The sequence below is a fragment of the Aquirufa sp. TARAVU-A1A genome, assembly GCF_054558675.1.
This window is the reverse complement of record NZ_JBPXKP010000009.1, coordinates 67386-90398: the sequence shown is the minus strand read 5'-3', so window position 1 is coordinate 90398 and position 23013 is coordinate 67386. Positions and strand designations below refer to the sequence as shown.

General features: G+C 42.0%; 25 protein-coding genes and 1 tRNA gene. 17 read left to right on the top strand and 9 right to left on the bottom strand.

Annotation, left to right across the window (positions count from 1 at the left end):
* Positions 1-22: 22 nt before the first annotated feature.
* Positions 23-95, top strand: a tRNA-Thr gene (locus tag V7S75_RS11815).
* A 104-nt stretch (positions 96-199) separates the two neighbouring features.
* Here the strand turns inward: V7S75_RS11815 and V7S75_RS11810 are convergent.
* The 3 genes from V7S75_RS11810 to V7S75_RS11800 all read right to left on the bottom strand — a co-directional run bounded on the left by V7S75_RS11810 (position 200) and on the right by V7S75_RS11800 (position 3230).
* On the bottom strand, positions 200-1090 hold the full coding sequence (locus V7S75_RS11810) for a hypothetical protein (RefSeq protein WP_459514147.1): 891 nt from the start codon (positions 1088-1090) through the stop codon (positions 200-202).
* Positions 1091-2110 (bottom strand): UDP-galactopyranose mutase, encoded by a 1020-nt coding sequence (locus V7S75_RS11805; protein WP_459514146.1) that lies wholly within the window; start codon positions 2108-2110, stop codon positions 1091-1093.
* Positions 2111-2207: 97 nt separating this feature from the next.
* Positions 2208-3230, bottom strand: coding sequence for a WYL domain-containing transcriptional factor (locus tag V7S75_RS11800; RefSeq protein WP_459514144.1), 1023 nt, complete (start codon positions 3228-3230; stop codon positions 2208-2210).
* A gap of 283 nt (positions 3231-3513) precedes the next feature.
* Here V7S75_RS11800 and V7S75_RS11795 point away from each other — a divergent pair, with 283 nt between their 5' ends.
* Both V7S75_RS11795 and V7S75_RS11790 read left to right on the top strand, forming a co-directional pair.
* Positions 3514-4737, top strand: coding sequence for a M24 family metallopeptidase (locus V7S75_RS11795; RefSeq protein WP_459514142.1), 1224 nt, complete (start codon positions 3514-3516; stop codon positions 4735-4737).
* Between the two features lie 196 nt (positions 4738-4933).
* On the top strand, positions 4934-5386 hold the full coding sequence (locus V7S75_RS11790) for a DinB family protein (RefSeq protein WP_459514140.1): 453 nt from the start codon (positions 4934-4936) through the stop codon (positions 5384-5386).
* A gap of 100 nt (positions 5387-5486) precedes the next feature.
* Here the strand turns inward: V7S75_RS11790 and V7S75_RS11785 are convergent, their stop codons facing one another.
* Positions 5487-6842, bottom strand: a complete 1356-nt coding sequence (locus V7S75_RS11785; protein WP_459514138.1) for an ATP-binding cassette domain-containing protein — start codon at positions 6840-6842, stop codon at positions 5487-5489.
* 68 nt (positions 6843-6910) lie between these two features.
* Between V7S75_RS11785 and V7S75_RS11780 the strand changes: the two genes are divergently transcribed.
* Both V7S75_RS11780 and V7S75_RS11775 read left to right on the top strand, forming a co-directional pair.
* Entirely contained in the window at positions 6911-8434 is a 1524-nt protein-coding gene (locus tag V7S75_RS11780; protein WP_459514136.1) for a serine hydrolase domain-containing protein, read from the top strand.
* A gap of 234 nt (positions 8435-8668) precedes the next feature.
* Positions 8669-9670: a sugar phosphate isomerase/epimerase family protein gene (locus tag V7S75_RS11775; RefSeq protein WP_459514134.1), complete on the top strand. Its 1002-nt coding sequence runs from the start codon at positions 8669-8671 to the stop codon at positions 9668-9670.
* Here the strand turns inward: V7S75_RS11775 and V7S75_RS11770 are convergent.
* A complete protein-coding gene (locus V7S75_RS11770) occupies positions 9662-10486 on the bottom strand; it encodes an NAD(P)H-hydrate dehydratase (RefSeq protein WP_459514132.1) in 825 nt (274 codons plus the stop codon). The two genes, V7S75_RS11775 and V7S75_RS11770, sit on opposite strands and share 9 nt — an antisense overlap.
* Positions 10487-10508: 22 nt before the next feature.
* Positions 10509-11513: a glycoside hydrolase family 43 protein gene (locus tag V7S75_RS11765; RefSeq protein ID WP_459514130.1), complete on the bottom strand. Its 1005-nt coding sequence runs from the start codon at positions 11511-11513 to the stop codon at positions 10509-10511.
* 47 nt (positions 11514-11560) lie between these two features.
* Between V7S75_RS11765 and V7S75_RS11760 the strand changes: the two genes are divergently transcribed.
* The 10 genes from V7S75_RS11760 (at position 11561) to V7S75_RS11715 (ending at position 19098) form a co-directional block, all read left to right on the top strand.
* Positions 11561-12595 (top strand): Gfo/Idh/MocA family oxidoreductase, encoded by a 1035-nt coding sequence (locus V7S75_RS11760; protein ID WP_459514128.1) that lies wholly within the window; start codon positions 11561-11563, stop codon positions 12593-12595.
* Between the two features lie 179 nt (positions 12596-12774).
* Positions 12775-13404, top strand: a complete 630-nt coding sequence (locus V7S75_RS11755; protein WP_459514126.1) for a Crp/Fnr family transcriptional regulator — start codon at positions 12775-12777, stop codon at positions 13402-13404.
* A 125-nt stretch (positions 13405-13529) separates the two neighbouring features.
* Positions 13530-14708, top strand: a complete 1179-nt coding sequence (locus tag V7S75_RS11750; protein ID WP_459514124.1) for a hypothetical protein — start codon at positions 13530-13532, stop codon at positions 14706-14708.
* Between the two features lie 84 nt (positions 14709-14792).
* Entirely contained in the window at positions 14793-15614 is an 822-nt protein-coding gene (locus V7S75_RS11745) for a sulfite exporter TauE/SafE family protein (RefSeq protein WP_459514122.1), read from the top strand.
* A gap of 30 nt (positions 15615-15644) precedes the next feature.
* Positions 15645-17063: an MBL fold metallo-hydrolase gene (locus V7S75_RS11740; protein ID WP_459514120.1), complete on the top strand. Its 1419-nt coding sequence runs from the start codon at positions 15645-15647 to the stop codon at positions 17061-17063.
* 2 nt (positions 17064-17065) lie between these two features.
* Positions 17066-17338, top strand: a complete 273-nt coding sequence (locus V7S75_RS11735) for a rhodanese-like domain-containing protein (RefSeq protein ID WP_459514118.1) — start codon at positions 17066-17068, stop codon at positions 17336-17338.
* Between the two features lie 53 nt (positions 17339-17391).
* The gene (locus tag V7S75_RS11730; protein ID WP_459514116.1) at positions 17392-17634 is read left to right on the top strand and encodes a hypothetical protein; all 243 of its coding nucleotides are present in this window, start codon (positions 17392-17394) and stop codon (positions 17632-17634) included.
* A complete protein-coding gene (locus V7S75_RS11725) occupies positions 17612-17815 on the top strand; it encodes a DUF6132 family protein (protein WP_459514114.1) in 204 nt (67 codons plus the stop codon). The genes V7S75_RS11730 and V7S75_RS11725 overlap by 23 nt, the downstream gene beginning before the upstream one ends.
* 219 nt (positions 17816-18034) lie before the next feature.
* On the top strand, positions 18035-18598 hold the full coding sequence (locus tag V7S75_RS11720; protein WP_459514112.1) for a YeeE/YedE family protein: 564 nt from the start codon (positions 18035-18037) through the stop codon (positions 18596-18598).
* Positions 18599-18651: 53 nt separating this feature from the next.
* Positions 18652-19098: a DUF6691 family protein gene (locus tag V7S75_RS11715; protein ID WP_459514157.1), complete on the top strand. Its 447-nt coding sequence runs from the start codon at positions 18652-18654 to the stop codon at positions 19096-19098.
* A gap of 214 nt (positions 19099-19312) precedes the next feature.
* Here V7S75_RS11715 and V7S75_RS11710 read toward each other — a convergent pair whose 3' ends face one another.
* Positions 19313-20215, bottom strand: a complete 903-nt coding sequence (locus tag V7S75_RS11710; protein ID WP_459514155.1) for a c-type cytochrome — start codon at positions 20213-20215, stop codon at positions 19313-19315.
* Between the two features lie 238 nt (positions 20216-20453).
* Here V7S75_RS11710 and V7S75_RS11705 point away from each other — a divergent pair, with 238 nt between their 5' ends.
* A complete protein-coding gene (locus tag V7S75_RS11705) occupies positions 20454-21644 on the top strand; it encodes an NAD(P)/FAD-dependent oxidoreductase (protein ID WP_459514111.1) in 1191 nt (396 codons plus the stop codon).
* Between the two features lie 34 nt (positions 21645-21678).
* On the opposite strand, the gene V7S75_RS11700 is transcribed toward V7S75_RS11705, so the two are convergent.
* Positions 21679-22089, bottom strand: a complete 411-nt coding sequence (locus tag V7S75_RS11700; protein WP_459514109.1) for a DsrE family protein — start codon at positions 22087-22089, stop codon at positions 21679-21681.
* A gap of 37 nt (positions 22090-22126) precedes the next feature.
* Here V7S75_RS11700 and V7S75_RS11695 point away from each other — a divergent pair, with 37 nt between their 5' ends.
* Complete coding sequence (locus V7S75_RS11695) at positions 22127-22720, top strand: class I SAM-dependent methyltransferase (RefSeq protein ID WP_459514107.1); 594 nt, start codon at positions 22127-22129, stop codon at positions 22718-22720.
* On the opposite strand, the gene V7S75_RS11690 is transcribed toward V7S75_RS11695, so the two are convergent.
* Complete coding sequence (locus tag V7S75_RS11690; RefSeq protein ID WP_459514105.1) at positions 22717-23007, bottom strand: DUF202 domain-containing protein; 291 nt, start codon at positions 23005-23007, stop codon at positions 22717-22719. The genes V7S75_RS11695 and V7S75_RS11690 overlap by 4 nt on opposite strands.
* Positions 23008-23013: the final 6 nt, after the last annotated feature.

Below are 23013 nucleotides of genomic sequence, written 5' to 3'. Positions count from 1 at the left end.
CTACTTTTGTAAACCGAAATGCGCCTCCTTAGCTCAGCTGGTAGAGCAACTGATTTGTAATCAGTAGGTCGTTGGTTCGATCCCGACAGGAGGCTCTGATAAGCTCGACAGAAATGTCGGGCTTTTTTGTTGCCCCCTATTGAACACAAAAAAACCGGTTAACCATTTCCTGCTAACCGGCTTATTCTTTTCGAAAGACTTACTTACAATTTTCTTCGAAATACGTCTTGGCAATTTCTTCCTCGCGCACGTACAAATTTTCATTCGTCAAGGATTGCGTTCCTCCGGCATGATTACTACACCAGCCATGTTCCGCATGTGTATCGTAGGAAGTATGGCGCAGCTTAATGCCCATGTGCGAAATATCTTGAAACCAAGGTATACCAAAGTCAATCGAATTTTTCAACCCAAATAAACGAGCCTTGCCGCGCGGGAAGACCAACTTTCTTGCAGCAGGAATATTAAATAATGCAACAAATTCATTGAGGCGACATTCGGGTAACGGCCAACTCACTTGCCCCTCCCCTAATAAGCCCATGGAACTTGCGCGATCATGCGGCCAATCCTTATATAATTCCAACAACTCCTGGCTACTTGGTCGGTAATCAAAATACTGTTGGTCTACACAACCTTTATTGAACGCCGGACAATTCCAACATTGACCGATTGACCCTGCGGCAATATCCGTGCCAATAACATCCAAATATTTCCCGATCAAATCGCCTGTAAAAAGCATATCGTTATGCATCAAGAACAAATAAGGCATTTTGGCCTCTTCCCAAGCATATTGATAGCGCACAGATTTCCGGTACGAAGGAATCAAAAACTTCAACTTTTGCTTTAGGGATTTTGAACTTAAATTCTGAAAGCCAAAAAAACGTTCCGAAACATTATACACCACGGGAAGGCCTTCCAATAGCCCTTTTAGTTCATCCATATCAAACCCAAAAGGCTGCACCTTTTCAAAGGTAACATAGATTTTATTGATGTGCTGTTTCGAATATTTGTAAAGCGTATGCAAGGAAACCGCCGTTTGGTATGGTTTTCCATAAATCATAATGCCTACGTCAACTTGTTTTGAATTTTGCATTTATAAAGGGTTTTCTTTAAGAAATTTTTCGGCAATCGCCATCGAACTGCTGACCACTTGGTGCATATCCAAATAGACGTATTGCCCTAGTCGGCCGATAAACGTCGTCTTTGGATTTTCCATGGCCTTGTAAGCCAGGTACAGCTCACGGTTCTTTCCGCTGGCGTCTTTCACGGGGTAAAAGCGTTCGTTATTATTTTCGGTATAGGAACATGGTTCCTCATAAGTCAAACTCGTGTACTGCGGATTTTGCGGTGAATTGGGGATATTTTTCCATTCGACCACACGTGTGTAGGGCCCATCATTCGTGAAATTCACTTGGCATACCGGGAAAATGCGTGGTATGGGCAGGTCCACATGGTGGAATTTCAAGGAACGGTACGGAAGCGGTCCTAGGCAATAATCATAATATTCATCGATGGGCATGGAATTAAAAACATGCGCATAATCGGCCTCCATTTCCTTTTGAAAATGCGTTCCTAATTTCACCTGAATAGTAGGATGCTGTAACATTTTCTCAAATAAAGCGGTATAACCCGCTTTGGGCATCGCTTGAAATTCATCGTTGGGAAAATACAACTCATTCAAATCGTTGCGAATAGGCACCCGATTGATGATATCTGGACTGATTTCTTCCAATTTCAAGCCCCACATTTTCTCTGAATAGGGACGTATAAACGTATCAATCACCTTATCCTCCCCAACGCGATCTTTGGTCTCCAAATTCACAGGCAAAGTCACCAAGCTCCCATCCTCCAAAATAGCCTTCACCCGATGTTGATAATCGACCCATTCCGTGAATCGACTCAGAAATTCGAAAACACTACGATTGTTCGTATGAAATAAATGGGGACCATATTGATGTACCAAAATATTGTGCGCATTGTGATAATCGAATGCATTCCCTGCGATATGATCTCTTTTGTCGATCATATCGACAAGATACCCTTGCTCACTCAGCATGCGTGCAATAACAGCTCCGCTAAACCCAGCGCCTACAACCAAAATTTTGTTTGACATGCAATTTTAAGAACTAAGTAATAAAATTAACAAATCTGGCAGGCATTCCCAAAAGTCAAGAGGCAGATGAACTTCCTTCTGGCTTGAGTTGCATGTCCTATTGAGCAAACAATCGAGCTAAACCCTCCTCCACATTCGCTTGATGAAACGCTTTCCAGGCTGATAAAAATGCCGCTGAATTCTCAAATCGAATATGATTCAACAAGACACTAAACACTCCGATGACGGGTTCCACACGGACGATGTCTAAGGTCAACAAGAAAGGTTTATCAACCTCCGTATCCAAGTATTGGAATTGGTCGGTCAAATAAGGAAAATGCAACAGGAAAATGGTCATGGCCTTTAAATTAAAATAGGCCTCAACATGCAATAAAGCATCATCATAAATCAAATAACCAAAGGGATCGCGCGTCAATTTATGGGAATGAATTTGCAATTCTTTAGGTGCCAAATCCTTTAATTTCGTGATGCCTTCGCAGCGGTCCAATTTGAATACTTTGGGACGCGTTACACGATCTAAATCCTCTAAATCAATGGCATAGATTTCCAAATTTTCCAAACTAAAACTAACCGGAACGACCAGTCGATCCCGTTTCGTCCCCTGATTCGCACTCGAATAGTTCAATAAACGCATTTGATACTTACGCTTGCTCTGATTAATCTGCTTATCACAAAATTCCACCAAATCAATCGTACGCTTCGACAATAAATTTTGACGCTTCTTATTCGAATGAAAAATCTGTAATAGTTTTTGCTGGATAGACCGACGCATTTCTACATCTGAAATCGACTCCTGTGCAGCAAAATATAAAGCCTGACTTTCATGCAAATTAAACTCCGTGCGGGAATATTCCGACTTCTTTTTGATGCCATACTTATCACCGCGGATAATCTCTAAACCATATCCTGCCAAGATATCCAAATGACGAAATATCGTGCGACGCTTATCTTCACCGGAATCCTCACCCCCACCATAAAGTGCTTCCAATTTTCGCATGGGGACTGGTTTTTCTGCCTCCAATAAATACAACAATAAGTTCATGACACGCTCTTGCGTGGAAGAACTTTTAATGACTTTGGATTTCAATTCTTTTACCGGGGATTTCTTTGGCTTATTCAAGGTTACTGAGATATTTAATTGAGCATTATAATTTAGTCATTTTTGTCAGTGATACTAAATCATCGCGCGTAAAATTTCAGACACAAATTGACAAAATTTTGACACTAATTGCACCCAAACACCCTTAAATAAACGAATTTTGAAGCATAATCATATTATCCTGATTGACAAAATACAAATGAATAATGTATTATTTTTTGACATTCCAAACTCAAAAACATAAATACCATTTCCATTTTCCTAGTCGCTAAATATTCTGTAAATTGCCTCAAAGACCTATCCTATGATTCAACGTCGCGACTTCATCAAAAGCTCCATCGGCATCTCAGCGCTCATGAGCAACGAAAGCCTATATACGAAAGCTCCTGTTGAAGCTTCACCGATAAGCGTAGAAGAACGCTTGCAACGCATTAGCAAAGCACAAGAGCTGCTTCAAATAAATAAAATGGTAGCTTTGATTCTTGATGCGGGCACTTCCATGCAATATTTTACCGGGCTATCTTGGTATCCAAGTGAACGATCGATGTTGGTCATTATTCCCGCCAAAGGAGAATTGACTTACATCTGCCCCAATTTTGAGGAAGACCGCTTATTGGAATTAATCAAGGTGGGCAAGCAGGTTCGCACCTGGCATGAAGATGAAAACCCTTTCAATCTCTGCATCAAAACGATACAGGATTTTGGCTTTCAATCAGGCCAAATAGGCATCGAAGAACAAACACGCTTCTTTATCTCGAATGGACTCCAAAAGGCCGGAAAACAATTTCAATTGGTCAGCGGTGATCCGGTGTCGGTGACTTGCCGACTCATTAAATCGCCTGCTGAAATTGCATTGATGCAAAAAGCGAATGACATTACAACACTAGCCATTCAGGCAGGTGTCGCCGCCTTAACGGAAGGCTGTACCCCGCGCCAAATCAGCCAACAAATTGCACAAAAACACATTGAATTAGGAGCCCAACATGGTTTTGCATCGGTAACCTTTGGCGTAGCAACTTCCTTTCCGCATGGAAGTTCACGCAAGCAAATTCTTCAAAAAGGCGATGTGGTCATGTTGGACTGCGGATGCCAAGTGGATGGATATGAATCAGATATTACACGGACGGTTGTTTTTGGGGAACCGACACAGAAGCAGATTGATATTTGGAATTTAGAGAAGCGGGCCCAACAAGCTGGATTCGAGGCCGCGGTTTTAGGCGCTCCCTGTGAAAATGTCGATTTCGCAGCACGAAATGTATTAGTTAAAGCAGGCTTTGGCCCGGAATACAAATTACCAGGACTACCCCACCGAACCGGACACGGCATCGGAATGGATGGCCACGAATGGGGAAACATGGTCAAAGGAAATAAATTGCCGTTGCAAGTTGGCATGTGTTTCAGCATTGAACCCACAATCGCGATTCCTGGGGAATTTGGCGTACGATTAGAAGATTGTGTGTACATGACCGAAAACGGGCCCAAATGGTTTAGCCAACCGAGTCCCTCGATTAGTCAGCCGTTTATATAAAACGCATGTATATACTCAGACTATAGTCTGAGCTTATAAAATAGTTTTAACCCCTGGCTTTAGCCTGGGGATTAGACGCGAGGTATCGCGTCTCTACAAAATCATTTCACTTCATAACCCAAGGTTTTAACCTGGGGATTAGACGCGAGGAATCGCGTCCCTACAGTCAAACGTCCAAAGTCTAACGTCTAATCTCATGAACACCTCCCTCCACCTCCAAGCCGCATATATCGAAGCGCGCACTAGACTCAGTAAAGTAACCAACACGATTACAGAAGCTGATTTATCCAAGAAATTAGATAGCGCACCCAATTCCCTTGGATTTCTCCTACAGCATATTGCTGAAGTGGAATTACTTTTTTGCAAGAATGTCTTTGGCCATTCTGAAGTTAAGGTTGTCGCGCATACGGTCATTGACCAAAAAGACACGGGCGTTTGGACAGATTTAACAGCGATTCAAAGCCTATTGAATGAGTCAGGCCAAACAATTACAGGTATCATTGCTTCCGTTGCTGAAGAAGATTGGTCTACGCAAATTACCACGAAAGAATTTGGCACAAAGACGAAAGCTGAAGCCTTTGGAAGAATCATTTCACATACTGCTTATCATGCGGGGCAGATCGCGATGATTCAGAAATACGGATCGTAGCGACGCGATACTTCGCGTCTTAAGCCCCAGACTGAAGTCTGGGGTTATATATTTTAACCCCAGGTTTTAACCTGGGGACTAGACGCGAAGTATCGCGTCTCTACAAACTGAGCTCCTTATTAACACTTTCGGGTACATCTTCAGAGTAATGCGAAACAAATATCAGCGTCATATCCGAAGCTGCTGCCATTTGATTTATGACATCCTTAACTATTTGTATCTGCTCCTGATCCAATCCTTGACAGGGTTCATCCAAAATCAATAGCGGCGGATTCTTCACAAATGCCCTGGCAATCAAAATCATCTTTTGCTCGCCCGTCGATAAAGTATGAAAGGATCGTTCGGTTAAATGTTCCAAACCAAACATACGTAACGTTCGCATGACTTGTTCCGATTGCTCTGCATTAACCTTCCGCGTCACACCTAATAAATCGAAAATTCCAGACGCCACCACCGCGAAACACGTTCCTGTTTCCTTGAAATACAAATGCATTTCCGGACTCACATAACCAATATTCCGTTTGATGTCCCAAATACTCTCTCCGCTTCCCCTTTGCCGACCAAATAAACGGATATCCTGCGAATACGATTGTGGATTATCTGCCGTAATTAAACTCAACAAAGTGGATTTACCGGCTCCATTGGGGCCTTTCAACACCCAACGCTCGCCTCGGTTGATCGTCCAGGAAAATTGATCTAAAATGGTTTTGGATCCATAACGAATGGTGACGTTTCGTAAAGAAACGATCGGAAAATCTCCCACATCCCCTTGCTGAAGCCTGGGGTTATCCGTATATTTTATAGCCCCATGCTTCAGCATGGGGTTTATAGGATATTGACCCGACAAACGATATACCTTCGACACAAACTCAGGCACATCACCTCCTGATAAAAACAAGATAAATCGAATGCCTTTGGCCTTTAAATGAGCTAAGCCTGCCGATAAAATCGCACGTCCCTGCACATCCAAGCCCAAATAAGGATTATCCAAAAGTAACCAATCGGGTTGCTGTCCCAAAGCCTTCACAATCTGCAATCGCTTATTTTCTCCATTCGATAATTGCAACAAAGGTTTATCGATTAAGGGTTCTAATCCAAATACCGACACCCATTCAGCAACATCCAACTCGCCCAATTCTTCACGTACAGTATAGGAATCTTCCGAATCCGAGGAATTAAACCGCTGCTGCATATAAAACTCGGAGATATTACTCCGATTCTTAAAATGATGTTGCTGTTCCACAAACAAAACAAAAGATCCCTGAAACCAAACATCCCCTTTGCGAAACAAACGCCCCGATAGCGCTTTGGCTAAAGTCGTTTTTCCTGATCCCATGGGACCCACAATCGCCAAACAATCATCCGTAGCAATCTCAAAAGAGATATCTGACAAAACTTCTTTAGCCCCATAAGCGGCCGACAAATGACTAACACGCGCAACGATTTCTTTCGACATAGCTGAATTAAACAGCCAACAATTTACCGCATTTTTCATACATTTAACCTGCTATAAACCGATTAACCATGAAAAAACTATTCCTATTAGGCCTAATCAGCTTCTTGGCCTTTACAGCCTTTACGCAATCTCTACCTCGCAGTACACCAGAAGCAGAAGGTATTTCCTCCGAAGCGATCCAACAGTACATTGAGAAAATCGATCCCAAACGCCACGAATTGCACTCTTACATGCTCATTCGGCATGGGAAAGTTGTTTCCGAAGCTTGGTGGAAACCCTATGCAGCAGATAAAGTTCATTCCATGTACAGCGTCTCCAAGAGTTGGACTTCCACAGCCATCGGCTTCGCAGTTGCTGAGAAAAAACTAAGCGTTCAAGACAAAGTCATTTCCTTCTTTCCGGAATATGCCGACCTGAAGGATAAACCCTTTATGCAAGATTTACGCGTGCAAGACCTATTAACGATGTCGGTGGGTCATGACAAAGAACCATTGCGCAGCGTCATTGTCATGCAACCCGATTGGATTCGCGGATTTTTGAATCACCCGATCGTTGCCAAACCTGGAACGAAATTCCTATATAATACCCTGGCAACCTACATGCTTTCAGCCATTATTCAAAAAGTGACTGGAGAGACAACTTTGGCCTATTTAAAACCGCGTTTATTAGATCCGCTTCATATTACGGGCATCGACTGGGAATCAGACCAAAAGGGCATCAATGTAGGCGGATGGGGCATTCGAGTGAAAACAGAAGATATGGCAAAATTGGGTTTACTGTACCTCAACAAAGGAAAATTTGAAGGCAAACAAATTCTTCCAGCTGCATGGGTAGAGGAAGCGACTAGTAAACACATCGACCAAGAACCTGAAGCAACAGCAGAAAAACGTGTCACAGGACAATATGCGGATTGGATTCAAGGTTACGGCTATCAGTTTTGGCGGAGCCGACATAATTCATTTCGTGGAGATGGGGCCTTTGGTCAATATATTTTAATGATGCCAGAACAAGATGCCGTTCTCATCATCACTTCAGAATCACAGGATTTGCCCGATGATTTAAACCAAGTTTGGCAGAATCTATTACCCGCTTTTCAGTCGAAAGCCTTAGCGCCAAATCCGAAAGCCTTAGCTGCTTTAAAGCAATTTAATGCCTCCCGAAACATCGAAGCGCCTATTTCATCAATTGCTCATCAAACGCTCAGCAAATCCATTGCCTTGGAAAAAAATCAATTTGATTTCGCGCGCATGCAGATGCAAACAACAGGTGATGCGGCAACATTGATTGTTACAACGAAAGATTCAACGCAACACACATTCAAATTAGGCTTTAGAACCTGGGGAATCGGGAAATCGAATCTAGTGGGGCCTTACATGCTACGCGCTGCACGAGTAGATTTAGCGAAAAAGGCACCCTTCGATTATGCGGGTAGCTACCGGATTTTGGAAGACCAATCGATCGAAATCACACTGCGATATTTCGAAAGCCCACATCACTGGACATTTACTTGGAAACCGGATGCGATCGAAGTGGTGAATTCGTTTGAGCCGAGTACAACAATCGCTATAAAGCGATTAGACGTTGGACATTAGACTTTAGACACTAAAAAATTTGTAGAGACGCGATACCTCGCGTCGACTCCTCAGACTAAAGTCTGAGGTTATTAACCCTAGGCTTTAGCCTAGGGAATCGATGCTTCGCATTTCAAACTTTGGCAATCCTGAAAGGTTTGCCAAAGAAAATAAGTCTTTCGTCGCAAAATTCCCCCCAAAGGATACATTTATCAAAAAGGATTCCTATACTTGAGTTTATAAACCTTTACACCTATGAAAAAGAATTACAATCACTCCCGTCGGCAGTTTTTCGCCGCTGGTTCTCTTGCCTCTTTAGGCCTTTTATTTGCCAAACCTGCCGCTTTTGCCTTCGGTTCAGCTAAACCAGATTCCAAATTTGGAGGCGTTCAAATCGGTTGCATTACCTATTCATACCGCAGCATGCCAGGCTCCATCGATGATATCATCGGATATTTAATACAGAGTGGAATCTCGGCAACCGAATTAATGGGAGACGCCGTGGAAGATTACGCAGGAAAGCCTGTCAATCCCGTGCAAATCAAATGGGTACCAGGCCAACCACGTCCTACATTCACCGACGAGCAACGTGCGGCAATGAAGAAATACCAAGAAGAGGTCAAAGCATGGCGCGAAAGTGTATCTATGGACAAATTCAAGGAAGTTCGTGCCAAATTGGACAAAGCTGGTATCAGCGTATATGCTTATAAACCAAATGCTTTTGGCCCAAACAATTCAGATGCTGAAGTGGAATACGCATTGCGATCCGCTAAAGTTTTAGGAGCAAAGTCGGTGACCGTTGAATTACCTACAGACCCGAAACAAACCCAAAGACTAGGGGATTTAGGTGCGAAACACGGCATCTATTTCGGCTACCATGCGCATTTACAAGTGAAGGATACTGCCTTTGATGAGGCTTTGGCACAATCCCCATTCAACTCCATGAACTTGGATGCGGGCCACTATATCGCCGTGGGTGCTCCACATACGACTGAAAGTTTATTGGCATTACTTGAGGCGAAGAAAGATCGCATCACTTCCCTGCACATCAAAGACCGTACATCGAAAGAACACGGTGCAGGAAACTTGGTTTGGGGAACAGGTGATACGCCTTTGAAGGAGATATTAACGGCCATGAAGAAAAATAAATACAAATTCCCTGCTACCATCGAGTTGGAATATGACATCCCTGCAGGTTCTGATGCCGTCGCAGAAGTTAAAAAATGTGTGGAATTCGCAAAGGCAATCTTAGTCTAAGAGCCTAATTTCACTCAAATGATCAATTAAGTCGGAGGCCACTAAACTGGCCTTCGATTTTTTTTGTATTGCTAAATCGCCCGACAATCCATGAATATATGCGCCTAAACGTGCCGCTACATCAGGAGCATATTCTTGCGCACACAAGGCGGCAATGATACCCGTCAACACATCTCCGGATCCGGCTGTTGCCATCCCGTCATTCCCGGTCGTATTCGTAAATAATTCACCCGTTGAGGTCACGATGATGCTGGGAGCGCCTTTCAATAACAATTGACATGAATAGACTGACACAAAGTCTACTGCTTGCTTTTCACGTTGTGAAGCGTCAAATTCCAAACTTCCCAAGCGAGCAAATTCTCCCGGATGCGGCGTCAAAATATGATGCGGTTTAACTTGGGAAATTAAGGACTCATAAGAGCCTAACAAGGTCAAAGCGTCCGCATCAAATACGATAGGACCAGCATAGTTTAGTAATAAAAACTCCAAATTTCGACGAACCTGAATGGAGAAGCCTAATCCTGGACCGAAAGCAATCGCATCATAGGGTTCCAGATTAATCGTGGATAAATCGGCTTCAGTGCGATACATGATTTCAGGGCTGTTTGATAAAAGCGGCCCCACACCTTCTTCTGGAATCATGGCTGTCACCATGCCGCAGCCTGCATGCAAAGCGGCACGTGCACACAAAAGTGCAGCTCCCACTTTACCTGAACTTCCGGCGATAATCAAGACATGCCCGAAAGACTTTTTATGTCCATCGGGCTGTCTGTTATGTTTAATTTGATTGATCCAGGTAAGGTCTATTCGATTCATAGACCTAAATATAAGGAATTAATTAATAGGCCGTTATCGTTTCGATAGATCCATCAGGCCGATATTTCAATTCCGTCACTTTAATGTTGCGTAAATGCGTTTTGCCTGATAATTGAACATCATGAAAATACAAATACCATTTTCCATTTTGTTCAATAATAGAATGGTGGTTTGTCCAACCTTTCACTGGTTTTAAGATGACACCTTGATAGGTAAAAGGTCCATAAGGACTTGATCCGGTCGCATAAGCAATGTTATGCGTATCCCCCGTCGAATAGCTGAAATAATATTTGCCTTGATATTGATGAACAAAGGCCGCTTCAAAAAACCGACGATCATGATCGGATGACAATAAGATTTTTCCAGAAGCATCCAGGATTTGTACATCGCGCGGCTTTTCCGTTAATACTTTCATGTTCTTATCCAAACGAGCAACTTTGGCCATCAAAGCAGGCTGCGTGTCCGCCGGTTGGCTATCATCATTCGCCATATAATGCCCCATTTTCCAGCGTTGCAATTGGCCGCCCCAAATTCCACCAAAATATAGATAATGTGAACCATCCGAATCCTTAAAGACACATGGATCAATGCTGTAAGTACCCGGCATGTAATTTGGCTCCGCTTTGAAAGGCCCCTCTGGTTTGGTTGAACTCGCTACTCCGATGCGAAAAACGCCATCCTTGTCTTTGGCTGGAAAATATAAGTAGTATTGCCCATTTGCCTCTGCTGCATCAGGTGCCCAAAGCATTTTACCCGCCCAAGGTACATCGGCTAATTTCAATGCGACTCCATGATCCGTCACGGGACCTGCCGGATTGGTTTGGGATAAAACATGGTAATCATTCATCGCAAAATGACTTCCCATATCATCTTCTTTGACACCCGCATCGATGTCATGCGAAGGATAAATGTAGATTTTCCCTTGAAAAAGATGTGCTGAAGGATCAGCCGTATAAATGTGAGAAACTAAGGGTTGCTGGGCATACGCTCCAAAACTAAGCAAAGCAAAAACGAGTATTTTTTTCATCTGTATAGGTTTGTATATCAAAGCACTAAATTTCCTATTTTTACTTTATGAAAGCAATTCAAAGCGCATTATTATCTTATGGGATGTCGGGCCGCATTTTTCACGCGCCATTCCTCGAAATACATCCTGGGTTTGAACTCGTAGGCTCCTATGAACGGAGTCAAAAAAACATCCAAAAAGCCTATCCAGGAACCCATTCCTATGATTCTTTGGAGGAGGTGATACAAGACCCTGACATCGAATTAATCATCGTCAATACTCCGATTCCAACACATTTCGACTATGCAGCCCAAGCCTTAAAGGCCGGAAAACATGTTGTTGTTGAAAAAGCATTTACGAACTCCACCGCAGAGGCTTTGGAATTGCAAAAAATAGCTCAAGAAGTGGGTAAGCAAATTTTTGTCTACCAAAATCGCCGTTGGGATTCCGATTTTCTAACCGTCAAAAAAGTTTACGAATCGGGTGAATTAGGCGAAATCGTGGAAGCTGAATTTCATTTTGATCGTTACAATGGGGTAAAATCACCTAAAATGCATAAAGAAGTTCCAGGACCTGGTGCTGGAATTATCTTCGATTTAGGACCTCACATTATTGATCAGGCCCTGCATTTATTCGGAAATCCCACCCATGTATTTGCGGATTTGCGAAAAACGCGACCGGGAACGGAGGTGGAGGATTTGTTTGAAATTTTATTGTACTACCCTGACATGCGTGTGCGTTTGAAGGCAGGATATTATTTCAAGGTACCCGTTCCTGCGTTCCAGTTGCATGGCAAATTGGGTAGTTTTATCAAAACGCGTTCTGACCGCCAAGAGGCCGATTTAGATGCAGGAAGAAAACCGCAAGGTGATTCGTGGGGACAAGAAAATCCCTCTGATTATGGTGTTATTCAAGTCGATGGAGGAAATCCGGAGCGCATTCCTTCCGAAAAGGGAAATTTCATGGCCTTTTATGAAAATGTTTTCCAAACTTTACGCGGTGCTGCCAAACCTGCCGTTTCCGTACAAGATGGTATTAACAGCATGCGGGTGATTGATGCAGCGATGGAGAGCAGTCGGGAGAAAAAAGTGATCGCTTATTAGAAATCTCCCCAGGCTGAAGCCTTGGGTTAAGAAAACACAGAAATATGCCCAGACTTTAGTCAGGGGAATTAAAAAACATCAGCACATATAATAACCCCAGACTTCAGTCTGGGGAATTAAAAAACATCAGCACATATAATAACCCCAGACTTCATTCTGGGGATTTGGAAAACAGACCTATGGAATCAAATATACTCGCCAACTTCGAACCAGAATTAAAAAAGAAAATCCAACAAGTGGGTGTCATCCGTAAGTTTAAAGCGGATGAATTTCTGATGAAAACAGGTCAAAGCATTCGATCCGCCGTTTTAGTCACCAAAGGAATCATTAAAGTTTTTAGAGAAGATGACGAAGGGAACGAAGTATTCATGTACAACCTCCACCCTGGTGAGGCTTGCGCCATTTCCATGACCTGTGCTTCTCGTAATCTGAATAGCCAAATCATGGCGAAGGCTTTGGTGGACACCGAAGTATTGACTATCCCGGTCGAATTAATGGACGAATGGGCTTCAAAATACAAGTCTTGGTATCAATTTGTCTTGGAAACGTATCGTTCACGCTTTGAAGAATTATTGGATACACTTGACCATATTGCCTTTCGTAATTTGGACGAGCGACTCTTATGGTACCTAAAACAGCATCAAAAGAGTTTAAAGAGCAATACCATTAAAGTATCATTTACCGACATCGCCACGGAACTCAATTCTTCCCGCGAAGTGATTTCGCGGTTGATGAAGAAATTAGCTGAAAAAGGGCATATTAAAATCAATAAGAATCAAATTGAGATTATTGATTTAAAAGCACTGTGATATTCATCACGACATGCGTCAAGCGAGATTGAGAACTTTGTAACATGACAAAGTATTTATTTCTCTTGATAAGTTTCACTAGTTTATCCCAATCTCCTTTTTACGGGAAATTGCGCTATTATCATATGTCCTCAGAAAACGGTCCGCAACTACCTGCATATGCAGCGAATGCCATTTCGGCGGAATTTGGATATAAATACAAACTCAAAAAATACTGGACAGCAGAAGTAGCTAGTTCCCTCACTAGCTCTTTTTTGAATTCGAACTCAGTACCTACAAGTCGCTATGAAATCGGTCTTTTTGATCAGGCCAACCTCAGCAATCAAACATTTTTAACTCGAATCGAGAAATTAAATCTTCAATACGCTAAAAATAATTTCAAACTTACTGTAGGCCGACAAGTTATCAATACCCCTTTCATAAACCCACAGGACGGCCGTATGCACCCGAGTGCCGTGGGGGGAATGTTTGGCCAATACAAACATTGGGAATTCGCCTACCTTTATGAAATATCACCCCGAGGAACTATGGGATGGTCTTCCGTTGCCTCTTCTATAGGTTATTATCCTGTTGGCATTAATACAATGGGACTAAAATCGAGCTATGCTGGCCAATTAAAAAGTAATGGCATCTTAATCACGGGTTTCAACCAACAAATCAATAAGAGCCTTGGCATTAAATTTTCAAATCTATTCGTAGATCAAATTTCAAATACGGCGTTCATTCAAGTAGAAAATCAAAAGAAAATTGGAAATAGCCGACTTACCTTAGGTATACAAGCGATAAAACAACATGCATTGGGGAATAATTTATTTGACGAAAAAAATCAACATGCCGCAAGCTGGGGATTAAAATTAGCCCTAGAAAATAAACGATGGAGTACCTCGATCAACTTTAATCAAATCAGCTCAGAAGGAAGATATCTCATGCCAAGAGAATGGGGGAAAGATCCTTTTTATACGTTTATGCCCCGAGAACGCAATGAAGGATTTGGAGGGGTAAAAGCCGTCGTAATTCGAGGTATGTATCAATTCCCTAAACTACAGCTTAAAATTCAGCCGTCTGTAGGTTATTTTAACCTCCCTACTATTGAAAATTATTATTTGAACAAATATGGTATGCCTTCCTACCTGCAATCAAATATTGAAATCAATTGGGATGCACAAAAAATAGCAAAAGGGCTAGATGTTCAGTTTGTCTATGTAAACAAAAGTAAGCAAGGAGATACAGTCGATAATCCTAAATACAACTTAAATAAAGTTGATATGAGCACGTGGAATTTCATTGTAAATTACACTTTATAAATTTTCATCGGCTTGTGATAAAAATCACGATATAGCCATGAATTTATCAAGAGATTTGTGACAACAAAAGAATAAAACCCATTTATGGAAATCATAGGCTATTTTGCTTCATTGCTCATTGGAATTTCACTTGGATTAATCGGCGGTGGTGGATCCATTTTAACCGTGCCCGTTTTGGTCTATTTATTCGGTGTGGATCCCATCTTAGCTACAGCTTATTCCCTATTTGTTGTAGGTGCCAGTTCTTTGGTTGGGGCTATTCCCAAATACAATCAAGGCTTAATTAACGTCAAAACGGCTATCATTTTCGGTATTCCATCCATTGCAGCGGTCTACGCAACACGAAAATTCATTGTCCCGCTAATACCCGCCGAAGTATTTACTGTAGGAGAATTTGTGGTTACAAAATCAATCTTAATGATGGTCTTGTTTGCTATTCTCATGGTTTCAGCTTCCATTTCCATGATTCGTGGAAAATGCGAGCAATGTGAAAAGGAGAAATTAAGCACTTATGTTGAGGAGGAACAAGTATTCAACTATCCAATGATCTTAATCGAAGGCGCAGTCGTAGGAACGTTAACAGGTTTAGTTGGTGCCGGAGGTGGCTTCTTAATCATACCTGCCTTGGTGATGCTATCCAAACTGTCCATGAAACAGGCCGTAGGCACATCTTTATTAATCATAGCTGCCAAATCCTTAATCGGATTTACAGGCGACTTAGGTCACCAAATCATCGATTGGAAATTACTATTGACTGTCACAGGACTTGCCATCGTAGGTATTTTCTTTGGTGACATGTTAAGCAAAAAAGTAGACGGAAATAAATTAAAAGTGGGATTCGGTTGGTTTGTATTAGTGATGGGTATTTACATCCTAATCCAACAATTAGCCTTCCCTATCAAATAGATCAACATTCACAGCATAATAATTACCTAAATGAAAGTAGAACAAATTTACACAGGATGTTTAGCACAAGGTGCTTATTACATTGAAAGCAATGGAGAAGCGGCGATCATTGATCCACTTCGTGAGGTTCAACCTTACATCGAAAAAGCGGAGCGCAATAATGCCAAAATCAAATACGTTTTTGAGACACACTTTCATGCCGATTTCGTTTCGGGCCACTTGGACCTTTCAGCAAAAACGGGCGCACCGATTGTCTATGGCCCCAATGCTAGCTGTGGTTTTGATTGCATTTCAGCAACCGATGGTCAAGAATTTCCTTTAGGAAATGTGAAAATCCGCGTGATTCATACACCCGGACATACCATGGAATCGACGTGCTTTTTATTGATCGACGAAACTGGAAAAGAAACGAGTTTATTCTCGGGAGATACTTTGTTCATTGGCGACGTAGGCCGACCGGATTTAGCCCAAAAAGTCATCGCTGATTTAACACAAGATATTTTAGCTGGTCATTTGTACGACTCGTTGCGGAACAAAATCATGCCTTTGGCGGACGATATTATTGTTTATCCTGGGCATGGTGCGGGTTCAGCTTGTGGTAAAAACATGAGCAAGGAAACAACAGATACCTTAGGCAATCAGAAACAAGTGAATTATGCTTTAAACCCAGCCTTATCAAAAGAAGAGTTCAAAAAAGAAGTCTTAACAGGACTCGTGGCACCTCCCGCTTATTTCCCACTGAATGTCTTGATGAATATCAAAGGCTATGATTCGATTGACAAGGTTTTGGAGAGAGGCCAACATGCCTTAAGTCCAGAGGGTTTTGAAGCTGCGGCAAACGAGACAAGTGCGTTGATTTTAGATACAAGAGACCCTCAAACATTTGCTGCGGGTTTTGTGCCAAACTCGATCAACATCGGAATCGATGGATCTTTTGCTCCATGGGTGGGCACTTTGATTCCTGACATTAAACAAGAAATCTTGTTAGTAACTGATGAAGGTCGCGAGGAGGAAGTAATTACAAGATTAGCGCGCGTGGGATATGATTTCACCATTGGATATTTAAAAGGAGGCTTTGCAACTTGGAAAGCTTCAGGCAAAGAAGTAGATAGCATCGAATCCATCGATGCAGACGAATTATTGAAACGTGTCAATGCCGGTGAAGGTGAAATTTTAGACGTTCGCAAGAACTCGGAATATTTGTCGGAGCACGTCGTTGACGTCGAAAATGCCCCTTTGGATTTCATCAATGAAAGCATGTTGAAGATCAACAAAGACAAAACCTATTTCGTACACTGTGCGAGTGGGTATCGTTCAATGATCTTTAATTCTACCTTGCGTGCCCGCGGATTTGATAATTTAATCGATGTCAAAGGAGGATTTAAAGGGATCAAAGAATCGGAGAATTTTCCATTAACAGAATACGTTTGTCCTTCAACCCTTTTATAATCATGGAAGAATTACTAGATGATCCGACAACTACGGTTGTCGACGTACGCGAGACCAACGAATTTGCCATGGGGCATTTTGATGGAGCGATTAACATTCCATTGGGAATAATTCCCTTGCGATTAAATGAATTCAAGGCAATGAATGGCCCTATCGTCCTCTATTGTCGAAGCGGAAACCGTTCAGGTATGGCGATGAATTTGCTCAAGCAAGCAGGCATTACTGAAGTTTACAATGGTGGAGGCTTACAGGATATGCTTGTTTACCAAGATTAAATCAATGTCATTAGGAACCCCAGGCTAAAGCCTGGGGTAAAATCATTACTCTTATGCTCTCAAACCTTATACAAAACTGGAACCTCATGCGCATCATCCGACTCGTAATCGGTGGGTATGCTATGATTGAGGCTTTTAGGGGACAAGACACGCTGATGGGCCTACTTGGCTTTGTGCTTTTAGGCATGGCCATACTTAATGTCGGCTGTGGTGCACAAGGCTGCGGAATTCCCATTCAAAAATCCAATCAAAAAGACCCGGAAGAATTAAGCTATGAAGAAATTCATTCGAAATAATTTGTGGCCAATCATTGGGACAATATCCGGCGGCTTCGTCGGATATTTTTATTGGAGAGATATGGGTTGTTCCACTGGAACCTGCCCAATCACGAGCAAGCCCATGAATAGCATCATTTACTTTGCTGTGCTTGGTTACTTGCTGATTGGAACCATTGCTAAGGCTAGAACTAAGAGTTAAGAGCTAAGAAATAAGAGGTAAGAGGTAAGAACGAAGAGTTAAGAGAGAAATGAATAAATTTGCCAAAATATTTAACCTAGCGACTAGCGACTAGCGACTAGCGACTAGCGACAACTGACAGCTGACTACTGACAGCTGACTACAGACAACTGACTACAGACAACTGACTGCAGACAACTGACTACGGACTACGGACTTAAAGACTAAATTTTAACTTACATGATCGAAACAATTACCCAACCCTGGCCTTGGTATACGGCAGGAATTATCATCGGACTTATTGTCCCAACCCTGTTGATTTTAGGGAATAAGCACTTTGGCATTTCGGCCAATTTACGTCACATGTGCGCAGCTTGCTTCCCAAGCGACATCCCCTTTTTCAAATACGATTGGAAAAAAGAATCTTGGAATTTATTCTTCATCGGCGGAATTTTCATCGGTGGATTTATCGCAGCGCATTTCTTGGGATCGGATGCTCCTATCGTCATTCATCCTGCCTTGCAAAAGGAGTTAGCCACGTATGGAATTACAGACCTTTCGGGCATGGTACCGACCCAACTATTTGCATTACATGATGTATTCACACTACGTGGCTTCATGATGATGGTCGGCGGTGGATTTCTCGTAGGATTCGGAACGCGCTATGCAGGAGGATGCACATCTGGACACGCAATTATGGGATTATCGGATTTGCAATGGCCGTCTTTGGTCGCAACTATTTGTTTTATGATTGGCGGATTTGTGATGGCCAATCTCATTTTACCATTCATTTTAAGCCTATAAGTATGAAAACGCAAAAAGAAGAAACGGATTTTGAAGTACGGTCACTCGACACCATGTGTGTGAATGAATCCAATTTAAGCCATCCATGGTGGTATAATTTTAAATATTTAGCAGTAGGTATCGTTTTTGGAGTGGTATTTGTGAAGGCGGAAATCATCTCTTGGTTTCGCATTCAGGAAATGTTCCGCTTACAAAGTTTTCACATGTACGGAGTGATCGGTACGGCTGTTGTCGTAGGTGCTATTTCTGTATTTTTGATCAAAAAATTCAAGATTAAAACTATACACGGCGAGGAAATCACCTTCACGGACAAAAAGTTTAATAAAGGCCAAATTTATGGCGGTTTAATCTTCGGTCTAGGTTGGGCAGTGACGGGTGCATGTCCAGGGCCTTTATTCGCTCAATTAGGAACTGGCGTCCTAGCTATTTCCATTGTCATTCTCAGCTCCATTGCGGGCACTTGGGTCTATGGAAAGTTTAGGGATCAATTACCGCATTAGAGGTAAGAATTAAGAGTGAAGAGGCAAGAGATTAGAAGTGGGATTCAGTTTTCTGAGTCCCATTTATTTATTCATTTTATGTAGAGACGCGACACTTCGCGTCTATTTTTTTACACGCAGTTATCATTATACTAATGTCAAACGTCCAAAGTCTAACGTCTAATACACGCGAAGTATCGCGTCTCTACAAACCAAACCACCTCACTCATCACTCTTACTTCGTAACTCTATCTTTGATCGCTTTATACGGCCCAAACTTATGCTGCTCCTCCGAGAACGGATCTGCATAAGGACCAAAGGGATGATCGAATGGCTTCTTGGCAATTTTAGGCCAATCGTTTGATAAATCTTTTAATGGTCTTGGCATCGAGTTGACGTAGGCCGCCACATCCCAAGCTTCTTCGTCAGTTAATTGTGGTTTCTCATAGGTTGTACCTAGTGGCATATTGTATTTGACATAGCCGGCAAAATTTGAAATACGGAACAAGCCCGCTCCCACATTATAACTGTTTTTGCCCCAAAGCGGTGGATAGGTATAAGATTTTCCATTGGATGCCAACACCCCACCCCCATCAGCCTGATGACAAGACTGACACTTGGCAGCGTACACTTCCGCCCCTTTGGTCGGGTCACAAGCACGCTTCATGAATTTTAATTTAAAAATCCCTGACCCTTTGGGCGCGACTCCTTTTGCTACATCAGACCCCAACCAGTGAATATAGGCCAAAATAGCACGCATTTCCTTACTCGTAGAATCCAATGCCTTACCGTTTAAACTCCGTTCAAAACAATCATTTACACGTTTAATCTGATTCTCAATCTTGCCCGAACGCGCGCGAAATTTGGGGTAGGTTGACTCAACGGCGAAATAATTATTTCCCCAAGGTTGAGTCCCCGCATTTAAATGACAATTTTGACAATTCATCCCATTCGACATCGCCCTCACGGAACCCTTTGGCCCTAAATAATCCGATGTATGTGCAATCAATTCCCGACCATATAAAACCAATTCCTTCTCCTCCGGACGCAAATACATCATCCGCCAATCTGACGGTGCGGTCCATAGATGCGTAAAATTTGAATCTGGCTGCGTATATACTTGCGTCGAATCCGACATGGTTTCGCTCCGATTTGCCTGATATAAATCAAAAGTCAATAATCCCATGAGGGCAATTAACAATGTATATAGAAACGTTGTGAGTACAGGAAAAGATTTAATGGCGTTTGATGACACGAGATAGAAAATTAAATGAACTCAAAATTAATTCTTGAAATTCAGCTGTTAGGTGACAAATATCACGCTTTGCCTGCAACTTAACTTATAATATTACAAATAAATCTTCTAAATGTTAATCATGAAAACACACCATCAAATAGTAATCGTCGGCGGAGGTAATGCAGGTATCTCTATCGCTTCCCAATTGTTACGCAAAGATGCCTCTTTGGACATTGCCATCATCGATGGGGCAAAAAAACATTATTACCAACCCGCCTGGACATTAGTTGGCGGAGGGGAATTCAACATTCAAGATACAGAAAGAGATGAAGCATCGGTCATTCCTGCGGGTACGACCTGGATCCAACAAATGGTGAGCGGATTTAAACCTGAAGAAAATAAAGTATACTTGGCTGATGGAACGGCAATTCAATATGAATACTTGATTACGGTACCGGGGATTCAAGTGAACTGGGGAGAAATCAAAGGATTAAAAGAAAACCTGGGTAAAAATGGGGTTTGTTCCAACTACAGTTTTGAATCTGCGCCCTATACATGGGAATGCATCCAACAAACAAAAGGAGGAAAAGCTATTTTCACCAATCCACATACGCCAATTAAATGTGGAGGAGCCCCACAAAAAATCATGTATTTGGCAGCCGATTATTTTCGCAAAAATGGCGTTAATTCACAAGTAGAATTTTGGAGCGGTGGAACCAGGGTTTTTGGGGTAGAGAAATATGAAAATACACTGAAAAAGGTAATTGCTCACTATGGCATCAACACGCAGTTTTTTGTCAAATTAGTTGAAATTGATGGAGCAGCTAAAATCGCCAAATTTGTGGGAATAGGTGATTCAAACAAAGATCAGGTTTACGAAGTAGCATTTGATATGATTCATGTGACGCCACCACAATCCGCTCCAGATTTCATTAAATCAAGTCCAATCGCAAATGCTGCCGGTTGGATCGATGTAGAAAAACATACGCTGCAACATAATACATACAAAAATATATTTGCTTGTGGAGATGCAGCTAATCTACCCGTTTCCCGCACGGGTGCTGCCATACGAAAGCAAGCGCCAGTTTTGGTTCATAATTTACTAGCTTTAATAAAAGGGGAAGAAATGAATGCCTTCTATAATGGTTATTCGTCATGTCCAATTATTACCGGTTATAACAAATTGGTTTTAGCGGAATTTGATTACAATAATACGCCTACGGAAACATTTCCTTTCGATCAATCCAAAGAAAGATGGTCGATGTATCAAATGAAAAAACATATCCTTCCCTATTTATATTGGAATCAGATATTACCGGGGAAGATGTAAAATAAAGAAGGCCGCTCATTTTCGCGGCCTTCGATTAATATTTTAAGTAAGCCCAGCCGGCTTCTTGTTTGAGTACAACCTCAGCAACGCCGGATGGAACCGTTCCTGCTTGTGGAAGAATCGTTGTACGATCGATTTTACGTTCGCGGATGGTATTTTCACAAGCTTTAAAGAGAACCCCGGAAGCTGCTAATTCAGCAATTTTTGCTTTTTGAGTCGTTTTGTTGTCGATTAAAATGGATATTCCTGCGCCATGTGCGACCAACTCAATTTGCGTTGTCGCACCTAGAGCTGTCTGTAGATTGGAGATGTTTTTCAACGCACCATGCCAAACCAAAGTATCCGATGTATTTAGTTGAACAACAACTTTATGAACCGGATTTTGCGCATGTGCGGCAAAGCCAAACAACATACCTACAAGTAAAGTAAAGAAAGATTTTTTCATAGCTATTATTTTTCCTCCAAACTACCTAATTTTCAGAATGAAAGCAACTTGGAATGAACGTTACCAAAATTCAACGTACCAATATGGAATCAATCCAAATGATTTCCTATCCGAACAATTACAGGGCTTACAACCTGGACGAATTCTTGTTCCTGCCGCAGGCGAAGGCCGCGACATGGTTTATGCCGCAAAATTGGGTTGGGAGGCATATGGTTTTGACCTAAGTGAACAAGGCGAAGCAAAAGCAATCAAATTAGCTCGAGACCAACAAGTAAATATCCATTTCAAATGCACGGACGCCTTCAAAATCAATTACCCATTGGAATCTTTCGATGTGATTGCATTAAGTTTTTTCCATCTACCCCCTGAATTGAGAAAAGCTTTTCATCAGCGTTGTGTGACCTGGCTTAAACCTGGAGGTCGAATTATATTAGAAGGATTCAACAAAAGTCAATTGGGCAAAACATCCGGTGGCCCTAAACAAGTTGATTGGTTATTTAGCTCACAAGAATTAGCCGAGGATTTTCAGGGATTAACTGTACAACTAATTGAAGAGAAAGACCGCCTGTTGGATGAAGGCCCCTTGCATCAAGGAATAGCATCCGTTATTCAATTTACAGCGATTAATTAATTCTCTTTTTTCCAAACAACATTGCCAATATGCTTTTTAATTTCTTGGATTTTTTTCTTCTGTATGAAAAAATTGACCGTACCGAAAACGAGTAAAATGCATGCCCCAATATAAAATATCCATGCAGCCCAAAATTGCTCAGGCAAACCCAATAAATTATGTACACTGAGCCCTGCGACAAAAAAATAGAGTCCCGTACGTACAAAGGCCAAAAATGTCGTTTGATTCGCCATGATTGTTCGTTGGATAGCCAACTTTTCCCGTAGGATTAATTCGTTTTGTGGCATATTGTT

What these genes read in the sequence shown, in the direction of transcription:
- V7S75_RS11770 (WP_459514132.1), bottom strand. Translation starts at nt 10,486, where the DNA reads ATGAATCGAATAGACCTTACCTGGATCAATCAAATTAAACATAACAGA.
- V7S75_RS11775 (WP_459514134.1), top strand. Translation starts at nt 8,669, where the DNA reads ATGAAAAAGAATTACAATCACTCCCGTCGGCAGTTTTTCGCCGCTGGT.
- V7S75_RS11755 (WP_459514126.1), top strand. Translation starts at nt 12,775, where the DNA reads ATGGAATCAAATATACTCGCCAACTTCGAACCAGAATTAAAAAAGAAA.
- V7S75_RS11700 (WP_459514109.1), bottom strand. Translation starts at nt 22,089, where the DNA reads ATGAAAAAATCTTTCTTTACTTTACTTGTAGGTATGTTGTTTGGCTTT.
- V7S75_RS11715 (WP_459514157.1), top strand. Translation starts at nt 18,652, where the DNA reads ATGTGTGTGAATGAATCCAATTTAAGCCATCCATGGTGGTATAATTTT.
- V7S75_RS11785 (WP_459514138.1), bottom strand. Translation starts at nt 6,842, where the DNA reads ATGTCGAAAGAAATCGTTGCGCGTGTTAGTCATTTGTCGGCCGCTTAT.
- V7S75_RS11795 (WP_459514142.1), top strand. Translation starts at nt 3,514, where the DNA reads ATGATTCAACGTCGCGACTTCATCAAAAGCTCCATCGGCATCTCAGCG.
- V7S75_RS11780 (WP_459514136.1), top strand. Translation starts at nt 6,911, where the DNA reads ATGAAAAAACTATTCCTATTAGGCCTAATCAGCTTCTTGGCCTTTACA.
- V7S75_RS11745 (WP_459514122.1), top strand. Translation starts at nt 14,793, where the DNA reads ATGGAAATCATAGGCTATTTTGCTTCATTGCTCATTGGAATTTCACTT.
- V7S75_RS11735 (WP_459514118.1), top strand. Translation starts at nt 17,066, where the DNA reads ATGGAAGAATTACTAGATGATCCGACAACTACGGTTGTCGACGTACGC.
- V7S75_RS11720 (WP_459514112.1), top strand. Translation starts at nt 18,035, where the DNA reads ATGATCGAAACAATTACCCAACCCTGGCCTTGGTATACGGCAGGAATT.
- V7S75_RS11730 (WP_459514116.1), top strand. Translation starts at nt 17,392, where the DNA reads ATGCTCTCAAACCTTATACAAAACTGGAACCTCATGCGCATCATCCGA.
- V7S75_RS11740 (WP_459514120.1), top strand. Translation starts at nt 15,645, where the DNA reads ATGAAAGTAGAACAAATTTACACAGGATGTTTAGCACAAGGTGCTTAT.
- V7S75_RS11790 (WP_459514140.1), top strand. Translation starts at nt 4,934, where the DNA reads ATGAACACCTCCCTCCACCTCCAAGCCGCATATATCGAAGCGCGCACT.
- V7S75_RS11750 (WP_459514124.1), top strand. Translation starts at nt 13,530, where the DNA reads ATGTCCTCAGAAAACGGTCCGCAACTACCTGCATATGCAGCGAATGCC.
- V7S75_RS11695 (WP_459514107.1), top strand. Translation starts at nt 22,127, where the DNA reads ATGAAAGCAACTTGGAATGAACGTTACCAAAATTCAACGTACCAATAT.
- V7S75_RS11810 (WP_459514147.1), bottom strand. Translation starts at nt 1,090, where the DNA reads ATGCAAAATTCAAAACAAGTTGACGTAGGCATTATGATTTATGGAAAA.
- V7S75_RS11805 (WP_459514146.1), bottom strand. Translation starts at nt 2,110, where the DNA reads ATGTCAAACAAAATTTTGGTTGTAGGCGCTGGGTTTAGCGGAGCTGTT.
- V7S75_RS11710 (WP_459514155.1), bottom strand. Translation starts at nt 20,215, where the DNA reads ATGTCGGATTCGACGCAAGTATATACGCAGCCAGATTCAAATTTTACG.
- V7S75_RS11760 (WP_459514128.1), top strand. Translation starts at nt 11,561, where the DNA reads ATGAAAGCAATTCAAAGCGCATTATTATCTTATGGGATGTCGGGCCGC.
- V7S75_RS11765 (WP_459514130.1), bottom strand. Translation starts at nt 11,513, where the DNA reads ATGAAAAAAATACTCGTTTTTGCTTTGCTTAGTTTTGGAGCGTATGCC.
- V7S75_RS11725 (WP_459514114.1), top strand. Translation starts at nt 17,612, where the DNA reads ATGAAGAAATTCATTCGAAATAATTTGTGGCCAATCATTGGGACAATA.
- V7S75_RS11705 (WP_459514111.1), top strand. Translation starts at nt 20,454, where the DNA reads ATGAAAACACACCATCAAATAGTAATCGTCGGCGGAGGTAATGCAGGT.
- V7S75_RS11690 (WP_459514105.1), bottom strand. Translation starts at nt 23,007, where the DNA reads ATGCCACAAAACGAATTAATCCTACGGGAAAAGTTGGCTATCCAACGA.